Below are 10,608 nucleotides of genomic sequence, written 5' to 3'. Positions count from 1 at the left end.
ACAATATCATATCCTGAATCAAAGGTATGACAGGTATCAAAACATACTCGCAGTTTATCATTATATTTTACTCCGTCATAGATCTGTGCCAGTTCTTCAAAGGTCTTTCCGATTTCACTCCCCTTTCCTGACATCGTTTCTAAAGCAATATAAACGTTAGAATCCCGATTAAGGACTTCGTTGATACCTTTGATAATCTCAGCGATACCTGTTTTTTCCCCCGCTCCTACGTGGGCACCGGGATGCAGAACCAGAAACTGGCTGCCTAAGGCTTCTGTCCGGAGCAGTTCTGTTGCTAAGAAATCCGTTGCAAATGTATCTTCCTTTGCCGCATTACCTAAATTAATGATATAGGGAGCATGAACAACGATATCAGATATACCATGTTCTTTCATATAATCATGTCCGGCAGTTATATTTAAATCCTCAATCTTTTTACGCCTGGTATTCTGGGGAGCTCCTGTGTATATCATAAAAGTATTGGCTCCATAACCCTCTGCTTCTTTCGCAGATCCCAAAAGCATCTCTTTTCCGCTCATTCCGACATGTGAACCCAGTTTCAGCATACTGTACTCCTATCTTGCGTTTTATAAAGTATTTTTATTGCTTTCTTATTTGTCTTAACTTATCTTGTTTTCATATTTAGCTTACTTATTTAGCTTTTCTTATTTAGCTTTTTTCGCTTTTTTCATCTGGCTTTTTTCATTTGGCTTTTTTCATTTGGCTTTTTTCATTTGGCTTTTCTAATTAGCTTTTCCATTTAGTTCATTAAGTTTTTTCATTTAGTTTTTTCATTTGACTTTTTTTATTTTGCTTTTTTCATAAAGTTTTTTCATTAGTGTCTCTTATCTAATTAGTCTATCCAGCCGCTTATTTACTTTCCATATTAACAAAACCGGATTAATAATTCTATTATACCGTAAATGTCAATCTATTATTATAAGTTTCAATCTAATACTATAAGTCTCAATCTAATATTATAAGTCTCAATCTAATATTATAAGTCTCAATCTAATATTATAAGTATATTTCCAAGGACAGATAACCTAATCAAGTGAAAAAAAGCAACCATCTGATGGTTATACCTGTAACAATCTGTTCATCCGATCTAACACTTTGTTCAACCAATCTAACACTTTGTTCATCCGATATAAAAAACTGGATGCCGCTCGCTCGTTACAGACTCCACCTTATTTGCATTGAAATGCCTGACATGAATTGACCGGATATATATCGTGTAGTTTCTCGTTAAAAATAGGATATAGGTTAGTCACTTTACTCCTAGGACAAACTTTCCAAGGAGAATAAAAAAGTGACCAGCCATTCTATAGAACAAATACATAAATGCATTTGCGTTATTCCTATAGAATGACCCGTCAACATAATTTACAGGTTTAATCCTTTACATATATTAATACGTATGCAGAATTATTAGCTACTAATTAAGCTACTTCTACGTTGGTTGCCTGCATACCGCGATTACCGGGAGTTATTTCAAATGTAACTTTTTGACCTTCTTTTAAAGTTTTAAATCCACCGGATACGATTCCTGAAAAATGCACGAATACGTCATCACCGCCATTGTCGTTTGTAATAAATCCGAAACCTTTTTGTTCGTTAAACCATTTTACTGTACCTTTATTCACAAAGATACCTCCTTAAATATATATTATATTTTTTATGTTTATAAAAAAATCACATATTTTTGTAAGTCTTTAAACGGGCTAAAGATTTACAAAAATATGTGAAATCTAAAAAACATCCAAATACAAATTAACTATACTACTAATTTTCTTAATTGTCAATATTTTTCATGTAAAATTTTGTAATTCCCGTAACTTTTATACAGGTTATTTAAATCTGGCATCACATAATTGTTTTAATTTTATTCTCTTAGCATTTTAGTTAACGAATAATAATGAATATCATGGTAACAATCAAGTGCTAGTTAAGCTGTATTTCATCGTTTATCCTACTTACCCCAGGCAGTATCGCAAGACCCTTGCCATACTGCCAGTAATAAACAGGTTGATGAATCCGATTAGAGCAATTCATTTTATATTTACGTTCAGCCTTTCTTAGTTGCACACTTAAGAATAAACAAATATGCCCCTTCTTTTTTTGAGATTTCAAATTCCTGTTCCACACGATATCCGTTTGGATTAGCTAGCTTTTTAATATAATCCCGGTTATGGGTGTATAGTATCATGATTCCATTTTCTATTAGGTGATCCCGTGCTTTCATAAAAAACTTCCGATAAAGTTCAAAAATTTCTGATTCTTCTTTATGTCCCATGACTCTTGGCATGTTCGTGAAGATTTCATCAAATAAATATTCGTGTTTAAAGTCAAAAAAGTCCCTATTAATGTAATTAATGACCAAATGGTCAGCCTTTGCATTTTCCTTCGCTTTTTCAATCGCCTCCCCATAGATATCAAGTCCATACATAGTACCGGCAGGAACTTTTTTATTACGTTCTATGAGCATGGTGCCGACACCGCAGAAGGGATCTAATATCTGTGCCCCTTCTTTCAGATATTTCTGTGAAAGTGCTGCGATCAAAGCTGCATTCACCGGCTGAATGCTGGCTGCAACTACTTTCTTACGGTAAGAGAATCTCTCATCTGGCAGGGTAAACAATTTAATTAAGATGTTAAAACTACCTTCTTTATTTTCAATAAGCCTTATTTCAAATTCATAGTTGGAGGTACTGTTAATGAGTTGTCTCTTTGTTAACTGCTCCAGTTCCATTCCGAATTTTTTCGTAAAGGCACTCTTCTTGTCAAGCTCCATTTTACTTTTTAATTCTATCCGAAAGTAAAAGGGTGCGTCTCCCTTATGACGCGCCTTCATGAATTCAAGGAGACTGCTCTCTGCCAGAGCTTTTGCAGCCTCCCTGCTATCTCTGCTGCAGGTACGCAGGTCCTCTAACATAAATAGCAATTCGCTGTAAGTCCTGACTCCTGTTATGGATCTTAAGTCATCCGTCTGAACAAGTACACCCGCATTGAATTCCTTTGCAGTTCTCTCCCTGATCTGATCCAAAGTAATCGTTATAAAATTCCGGTTTGTTAAAAGTATTACTCGTGACATGACCTGAAAACCTGTAAACTCATGCTGCTTTATACCTTCGGCCGACATAATAAGTTCGGAGAGTGCCCTCATTTCTTCATTAATATGCTTTTTATCGGAATCTTCTGGCTTAAGGTTACTTAAAACTGTGAGCCTCTCCTTTAACTCCGGCAGCAGCTCCTTATAATCAAACCCTTTTAATGCTGTTAAATAAGCACTTTTTACAAAAAGTTTAGTTTCTGTTTTATAAGCTTCCATTAACTTATCAAGAAAGGATGGAATTTCAAGTTCTCCTATTATCAATGCTGTATTTTTTCTTACCTTAGCATCTTCGTGTTTTAGTAAATCTTCAAAAATTGAACAATCTGCACTAAGCTGATACCGCAGCGCAGTTTTATTATAACCTTCTTTTAACTCGCTTCTTAACTGGATTAAATTCTGCCTGATATCAGTATTTTGCTTTATTTTCTCAAAAGTGTCTCTTATCATGAATCTCCTTTTTTGTTTTAGGATTTAATACGTCCAGTGCATACAATGGCGCATCTAATTTTTTATAAATATTTATTATTATTATAACACAAAACTTGCAGTTTTGTAGTAATTGTATACTTTTCTTTCATTTAATTGTATACTTTTCTTTCATTTATATTGACTTCTTATATTATTTATGGTACTTTAAATGTAATTAGATATAGGGGAGTAGTCAGCAAGTAATAAGTTATAATTATTCAATTATGGGTTATTGTTGCAGTTAAATCAACATCATGAACGAAACGTTCTGGTTTAATTTGAAAAGACAAGACCTGTATCCTTTCGAAAGGATACAGGTCTTTTTGATGTTAAAAACCCCCCTATTAATTAAAATTCGTACAAGCACGAAGGGAGATCATGCTATGGACTTTTTACTATCGGGAATTACTTCTATTACAATCCCGCAACTAATTATGTATGCCATCGGTATACTATTAATTTACCTGGCTATTGAAAAAGGCTTTGAACCAGCCTTATTATTACCTATGGGATTTGGCGCTATTTTAGTGAATTTACCATTGTCAGGCGTACTCAATCAGACTTTAAGCGGTCTTGGAGAAACAGAAGGTATTATTCAGTGGCTCTTTCACGTAGGAATTGAAACCTCAGAAGCACTGCCTCTTTTATTATTTATCGGTATCGGCGCCATGATTGACTTTGGTCCTTTGCTTTCTAATCCGATTATGTTATTATTCGGTGCGGCTGCACAGTTCGGTATCTTCTTTACCTTAACAGTAGCTACACTCTTAGGCTTTAATTTAGCAGATGCAGCTTCCATCGGTATTATCGGTGCAGCAGACGGTCCTACCTCTATCCTGGTATCTCTGTTGTTAAATTCCAAATATGTCGGTGCCATTGCCGTGGCGGCCTACTCCTATATGGCTTTAGTTCCGCTGGTACAGCCTATGGCTATAAGATTAGTAACGACCAAAAAAGAACGTCTTATCCGTATGCCATATAATCCGGTAGCCGTTTCAAAGAGAATTAAGATAATATTCCCTATTTTAGTTACCTTTATTGCCGGTATGGTTGCACCTATGTCAGTTGCTTTAGTTGGTTTTTTAATGTTTGGTAACCTGCTTCGCGAGTGCGGTGTATTAAACAGCTTATCCGAAACTGCACAGGATTCTCTGGCTAACCTGATCACCTTATTACTTGGTCTTACTATTTCCTTTAGTATGAGAGCAGATAAGTTTGTAACCTGGGAAACCCTCTTAATCATGTGTCTTGGCTTAGTGGCATTCGTATTTGATACCATCGGTGGGGTAATGTTCGCTAAAATTATTAACCTTTTCCGTAAGAATAAAATCAATCCTATGATTGGCGCTGCCGGAATCTCTGCATTCCCTATGTCAGCCCGTGTTGTTCAGAAGATGGCTATTAAAGAAGATCCTACAAATCATTTATTAATGCATGCAATCGGGGCCAATGTATCCGGACAAATTGCTTCCGTTGTAGCCGGCGGTATTATTATCGGTCTGGTAAGTGGTCTTCTGTAACAGTTGACTGTTAAAACTTTAAGTTCACAATAAGAAGTTCTGTAGTTCTTCATATTAATAATGAACAGCTACCTGGAAAGGAGTAATCTTATGTTTCTTGATATGCATACGTTTTTAATATCCCTTGATATTATGTGGAAGGGAATGGTTGGTATCTTTGCTGTGATTCTAATTATTACTTTTTTAGTTATGTTTATACAATGGTTTGAGAAAAAATTACCAAATAAATCCTCTAAAGAAGAATAAGGTCTTGAATACAAATAGAATATTTATATAAGAATACCGGACGATAAAAAAACAGTATGAATCATGTTTTTAAACCGTCCGGTTCTTTTATTTTCTTTGTAAATTTTAGACTGCACTTAATGCAGCCATAGTTATATAATTGTAAGGCTGGTTAAAATGCGGCAGGAAGAATAAATCCAGCAGTTTCAGCTTATCAATAGTCACCTTCTCCTGAATTGCAAGGGAAAACATATGAAGTCCCATGGATATATCATAATCCGAAGCCATTTGCGCACCAAGTACTATCCTTGTATCTGCATCATATACAATTCTGATTTTGACTGAATTATTTTTCTCCATAAATGCAGGTTTCTGAAGGTCTTCAAAGTCGGCCGCTACTGCATTGATTCCTGATTTCCTGGCTTTTGCAAGTGTAAGTCCCGTTGAAAGCATGTTATATCCCCAGATACTGATTCCATTGGAACCCTGTACACCTGCTGATTCTATGGAAATCCCTGCAGCATTATGAGCTGCCACAATGCCGGAGCGGACTGCATTGGATGCCAGGGCAATATAGTTATAATCGTCAATAGTATTATCATAAACGGTTGCACAATCACCGATTGCATAGACGTCAGGAACGCTGGTCTCCTGATGTTTATTCACAATAAACGCACCATTACGGAATAAATTAATGTTCCCTTCACCTAGTTTGGTATTCGGTTTAAATCCGATTGCCATTATAACCATATCTGCTTTATAACTGCCTTTATCCGTTACCACTCTTTCTACTTTCTTATTACCTTCAAGTTTTTGAACCATTTCATTAAAGGCGAGGGTTACACCGTTTTTCTCTAAATGTTTCTTCATTCCTTCCGTAAATTCCGTATCATAATAACCGGCCAGACAGGTATCAACACAATCAATAACCGTAACTGATTTACCGCAGCGCTTAAAGGCTTCTGCCAGTTCTACGCCAATATAGCCTGCCCCTACCACTACAACATCTCTTATGGATTCGTCCTTTAATTTCTCAATGACTTCCTGTGCATTCTGATACAGCTTCACCAGCTGCACATTTTCTAAATCCTTTCCCTCTATATTAGGAACAATGGGTACAGAACCTGTGGCTAATATCAGCTTATCAAAAGGTTCCTGATATTTTGTTCCGTCTTTTCCCGTTGCATAAACATACTTTTTTTCATAATCGATATAATCTACCGGGGTTTCCATATAGATCTTTGCACCTTTTTCCTCCAGCTTTTCTTTGGTGGAATAAAACAAACCTTCCGGACCGCTTATCTGTCTGCCAATCCATAGTGCCATGCCGCAACCCAGGAAACTTATATTACTGTTAGCATCAAACGCTGTGACCTCGTGTTCCTTGTAATTATCCAGTATTGTATTCAGTGCGGCTGTTCCGGCGTGATTCGCGCCAATAACAATGATTTTGCTCATAGTGTTACCTCCTTGCTTTTTCTTCTCTTTTATATTTTTGTATGTTAATAAATAATATTAATAACTGTTACTAATATTATTATAACCTTCTGTTCTAAAATTACAACTACTAATTTATTTTTTATTTCAATACTAATTTTTCTCGAAGTAGTTTCACTCTAATATTATTCTATAAGAATTTTCAGCAATTATTAAATTATATGTTGATAGTTTTCACCTATTAAAATCTTCTGTTTTTACAATAAAATTTATAAGATTTTAAAGTACTTATTCCGTTCCTTTAACATAGCGGGGCTGTTCCGAATACTATAATATAAGCTAATATGAAAGGAGCAAAATTATGCTGATTTATGAAATTTTAACTATAATTTTAAAACCCCTGGTTTTTACAATAAATCAAAAATTTTATATACCTGTCCTGATTCTTTTGATATTAATAGCAGTTAGCGGAATTCTTCTCTGGTTTGTCTTTAGAAGACATCAGAAAAAGGAAGTGACTACTTTACATGCTGCAAGTTTGGATCAGGGTGAATCAATGGATTCTATACCAACTTTAAACCAGGTAACGGCTTTTGATTCTGATTCTGTATCAGCGTTAGAGAATATATTGCCTTTGGAACCCATATCAAATCCAGACCATATAACGCCTTTGGAACCCATATCAAATCCAGACCATATAACGCCTTTAACCCCTGCACAAGGTTTCGTTCAGAATCCGCCGTTATCCAATTTACCGGATGAGGATCATGTGATAAGTCAAAACATTCCGAAACACCCTTTGATACCGCTTGATCTGGAAGCCTTAAATACGGATTTGAAGCCCTTTGGGTTTGCTTATTATCCCGATCAGGATTTCTTTTATTCCATTATGTACGGTTGGCAAAGCGAATGCGGATACTGCCAGGCCTATGATGAGGGTTCTGCAACGCTGAGCATGATTATTGACTGTGAACCGGTGTATTTTAAGTACGGTGGGAAAAAATGGCTGATTGAGTTTTGGAAAGGTCAATATGGAATGACTACTGGCTGCGAAATAGGCATCTATACTACAACGGGACCAAGCCTTAATATACCGGGAGTGTTTAACGGAACTTTTTATTTTTGTGCAGCCGAAGAAGATCATATGCCATTATCATTTGTACTAAAAAAGAACGGACGGGAAATCTTTCGCAGAAGTGAACATCATTGGTGGCTTACCGCCTTTAAGCTTGGGGAATACTCCTGGCCTTCTGAACTGACCGTAGATATTGGAATTACTTTAAAAGATACCGAAATGAGAGATGCTTTCATAGGCGGTTTATTAAAGACCGGCTATTCCCTTGAAGACCTTACCATACAAGACAATACCGTTTCGCTTGTTTACGCAACCCCTCACTCCAAACAGCCTTCTACCAGAACTCCGCTCATAGAAAGTTATATGCAGGACAACAATTTAAGAAATACCACCGCATATAATATTGCAACAAGAGCTTATACCAATACCGTTGACCGATTAAATTATGTAAGATATGCAGCTCCCAAACTGTATCATAAGATCATTAATATCGGCAGTACCAAGGAATTTTTTAAAGGTTATGATTTAATCCGACGTTTCCTTGGAATCAGGGAACCGGTCAGGAAGATTGATAAGCAAAACGGAATCTTTTTTAGTGTACAACCGGAGGTAGATTATGTTACTGTTTATTCAGAACCAGATTTGACCGATGCTTTAGAAAATTTAGCTAGTAAAACTATAGAAGGTTCAGAATGCAAGGATGAGGTTAATGAAGTAAAACCAGGGAGGATTTAACAAATGTCTACTCAATCACGCCTGAATAAGGTATTTAAGGCTGCAGAACAAATATCTTTTGACGATTCCTCAAAAATAGTGCTGATGAGTGATTGCCATAGAGGTGACGGTAACTGGGGCGATAATTTTTTAAATAACCAGAATTTGTTTTTTGGAGCATTGGATTTTTATTACAGGAAGGATTTCACTTACATTGAACTTGGGGACGGCGACGAATTATGGGAAAACCGTAAAATAGACCGTATTATCAATATACACAGTGATGCTTTCTGGCTAATGTCAAAGTTCTATAAAGAAGGCCGGTTATATATGCTGTACGGCAATCATGATCAAGTTAAAAAAGAGAAAGATTTCGCCGGGAACAATTTAAAGTCATATTATGTAGAAAGTATTAAAAAACGGGTTGCCTTATTCCCGAATATTAAAATACATGAAGCTTTAGTATTAAATTATAACAACTCAGATAATCAAATATTTCTGACCCACGGACACCAGGCTGATTTTTTGAACTATGACTTATGGAAATTATCCAGATTTTTAGTTCGCTATCTATGGCGTCCCCTTGAGTTAACGGGTGTAAGAGATCCTACAAGTGCGGCTGAAAATTATACCAAAAAAGAAAAAGTGGAAAAGAAATTAACGGAATGGACAAAGAAGCAAAAGCACATGTTAATAGCTGGTCATACCCACAGACCGATGTTCCCTCAGCCGGAGGAATCTTTATATTTTAATGACGGAAGTTGTGTACATCCGCGCTGCATAACAGCCATAGAAATCGAAAACGGAACAATTACTCTCGTTAAATGGACGGTAAAAACCAGAAAAGACAGATCCTTATATGTAGACAAAGTAATACTTGAAGGTCCGGTTAAATTACAGGATTACTTTGGAGCTATTGCTAAGTGATACTATAAGCTGATTACTGGGCTGTTAAATAACATAACCACAGTGAATCAAGGTCAACGGGTAGTTACTACTTCCCCGTTCCAAGGTATATTGTTTTTACAGCCCACCTAATTAGTTTTTTTTGAAACGTTCAGCATTATAATATTTTAAAATTATTTTTATAATAATCAATAATTCCTTCCTCTTTTAGTCTGCTGATTTCCCTGGACATGGCACTGCGGTCTACACAAAGGTAATCTGCCAGTTCATTACGGTTTAAATCCGTTGCAAAGGAATTGGAGTGATGTTTTTCTGCTTCCAGGGTAAGATACGCCATAATCTTTTCCCGTATGGTTCGTTTTGATAATAATTCCATTTTGTTATTTAAATACATATTTTTTCTGGCCAGCAATTGTAACAGGTTGGTAATCAATTTACTATGAAAACTACAGGCATTGGAGCAGGGTGTCACAATTCTGTCTATGGAGAGCAGGAGTATCTGGCAGGGTTCCATTGCTATGACACTGACCGGGCTTTCTGTAATTCCCGCACAAGCAAAGGTCTCCCCAAAGATTTCACCTTCAAAAAGTCCTGCCACCAGCATCCGGTTTCCCCTGATATCTTCTCTTATAATCTGAACATTTCCCTTTAAAATAATACCAAGGGATGAAATATCAGACCCGTTAAATATTATAGTCTGGTTCTTTACATAGTTCTTTACAGTTCCGCCAAGACAACTAAGGATATCTTCTATGCCTTCCCCTTCAATTCCCTGGAACAATGCGACCTGCTTTAATAGTTGAAATTCCTGTCTCATAGTTCTCTCCTATTATTTTTGATTACATCTGTTCGATTTCTTTATTTATTCTTGTTTGACACTCGAATTCATTCTTCAAACTTAGCAGTTATTTTTGTCTTGGTATACTTGATAAAATCAGCAAGGAAGGTGATTAAGAAAGCATTGATTATGCTATGTTTCATAAGCTTAAGATTCTGAGCCTGGAATTCACTAATGATTTTTTCATGTGGTAAAGCAAGACCCAAAAAGCACAAACTCCTCGCTAAGCTCGTCAAACAGTGTGCATTTTGAGTCTGAACCACCTGAAAAAGTCATAAGTGAATGATCAGACTCAGAATAAAGCGCTTAT

At 36.2% G+C, this 10,608-nt stretch carries 10 protein-coding genes (1 of these 10 cut by a window edge); 4 read left to right on the top strand and 6 right to left on the bottom strand.

Annotation, left to right across the window (positions count from 1 at the left end):
- From QA584_RS02845 to QA584_RS02835, 3 genes are all read right to left on the bottom strand, one after another.
- Window positions 1-566 carry the 5' portion of a deoxyribonuclease IV gene (locus tag QA584_RS02845; protein WP_278272995.1) on the bottom strand. The gene continues 337 nt to the left of window position 1, outside the view, so only the first 566 of its 903 coding nucleotides appear in the window; it begins with the start codon at window positions 564-566; its stop codon lies beyond the left edge, outside the window.
- Between the two features lie 876 nt (window positions 567-1,442).
- Window positions 1,443-1,646, bottom strand: coding sequence for a cold-shock protein (locus QA584_RS02840; protein WP_278272994.1), 204 nt, complete (start codon window positions 1,644-1,646; stop codon window positions 1,443-1,445).
- 422 nt (window positions 1,647-2,068) lie between these two features.
- A complete protein-coding gene (locus QA584_RS02835) occupies window positions 2,069-3,562 on the bottom strand; it encodes a methyltransferase (protein ID WP_278272993.1) in 1,494 nt (497 codons plus the stop codon).
- 404 nt (window positions 3,563-3,966) lie between these two features.
- Here QA584_RS02835 and QA584_RS02830 point away from each other — a divergent pair, with 404 nt between their 5' ends.
- Window positions 3,967-5,103, top strand: a complete 1,137-nt coding sequence (locus QA584_RS02830; RefSeq protein WP_278272992.1) for a sodium ion-translocating decarboxylase subunit beta — start codon at window positions 3,967-3,969, stop codon at window positions 5,101-5,103.
- A 90-nt stretch (window positions 5,104-5,193) separates the two neighbouring features.
- Window positions 5,194-5,349, top strand: a complete 156-nt coding sequence (locus QA584_RS02825; RefSeq protein ID WP_278272991.1) for a hypothetical protein — start codon at window positions 5,194-5,196, stop codon at window positions 5,347-5,349.
- A 105-nt stretch (window positions 5,350-5,454) separates the two neighbouring features.
- Here QA584_RS02825 and nox read toward each other — a convergent pair whose 3' ends face one another.
- Window positions 5,455-6,786: a H2O-forming NADH oxidase gene (nox, locus tag QA584_RS02820; protein ID WP_278272990.1), complete on the bottom strand. Its 1,332-nt coding sequence runs from the start codon at window positions 6,784-6,786 to the stop codon at window positions 5,455-5,457.
- Window positions 6,787-7,126: 340 nt separating this feature from the next.
- On the opposite strand from nox, the gene QA584_RS02815 reads away from it, so the two are divergent.
- Complete coding sequence (locus QA584_RS02815; RefSeq protein ID WP_278272989.1) at window positions 7,127-8,575, top strand: DUF4474 domain-containing protein; 1,449 nt, start codon at window positions 7,127-7,129, stop codon at window positions 8,573-8,575.
- A 3-nt stretch (window positions 8,576-8,578) separates the two neighbouring features.
- The gene (locus QA584_RS02810) at window positions 8,579-9,481 is read left to right on the top strand and encodes a metallophosphoesterase (protein ID WP_278272988.1); all 903 of its coding nucleotides are present in this window, start codon (window positions 8,579-8,581) and stop codon (window positions 9,479-9,481) included.
- 136 nt (window positions 9,482-9,617) lie between these two features.
- Here QA584_RS02810 and QA584_RS02805 read toward each other — a convergent pair whose 3' ends face one another.
- Both QA584_RS02805 and QA584_RS02800 read right to left on the bottom strand, forming a co-directional pair.
- The gene (locus QA584_RS02805; RefSeq protein WP_278272987.1) at window positions 9,618-10,277 is read right to left on the bottom strand and encodes a Crp/Fnr family transcriptional regulator; all 660 of its coding nucleotides are present in this window, start codon (window positions 10,275-10,277) and stop codon (window positions 9,618-9,620) included.
- 68 nt (window positions 10,278-10,345) lie between these two features.
- Window positions 10,346-10,504, bottom strand: a complete 159-nt coding sequence (locus tag QA584_RS02800; protein WP_278272986.1) for a hypothetical protein — start codon at window positions 10,502-10,504, stop codon at window positions 10,346-10,348.
- Window positions 10,505-10,608: the final 104 nt, after the last annotated feature.

The sequence above is a fragment of the Anaerocolumna sp. AGMB13025 genome (assembly GCF_029689925.1).
In the GTDB taxonomy this organism is placed as follows: Bacteria; Bacillota; Clostridia; order Lachnospirales; family Lachnospiraceae; genus Anaerocolumna.
Note: the sequence above shows the minus strand (reverse complement) of the source record. Positions and strands in the feature narration are given on the sequence as shown.

Coding starts and splice junctions, on each gene's coding strand:
- QA584_RS02835 (WP_278272993.1), bottom strand. CDS start 3,562: ATGATAAGAGACACTTTTGAGAAAATAAAGCAAAATACTGATATCAGG.
- QA584_RS02830 (WP_278272992.1), top strand. CDS start 3,967: ATGGACTTTTTACTATCGGGAATTACTTCTATTACAATCCCGCAACTA.
- QA584_RS02825 (WP_278272991.1), top strand. CDS start 5,194: ATGTTTCTTGATATGCATACGTTTTTAATATCCCTTGATATTATGTGG.
- nox (WP_278272990.1), bottom strand. CDS start 6,786: ATGAGCAAAATCATTGTTATTGGCGCGAATCACGCCGGAACAGCCGCA.
- QA584_RS02815 (WP_278272989.1), top strand. CDS start 7,127: ATGCTGATTTATGAAATTTTAACTATAATTTTAAAACCCCTGGTTTTT.
- QA584_RS02810 (WP_278272988.1), top strand. CDS start 8,579: ATGTCTACTCAATCACGCCTGAATAAGGTATTTAAGGCTGCAGAACAA.
- QA584_RS02805 (WP_278272987.1), bottom strand. CDS start 10,277: ATGAGACAGGAATTTCAACTATTAAAGCAGGTCGCATTGTTCCAGGGA.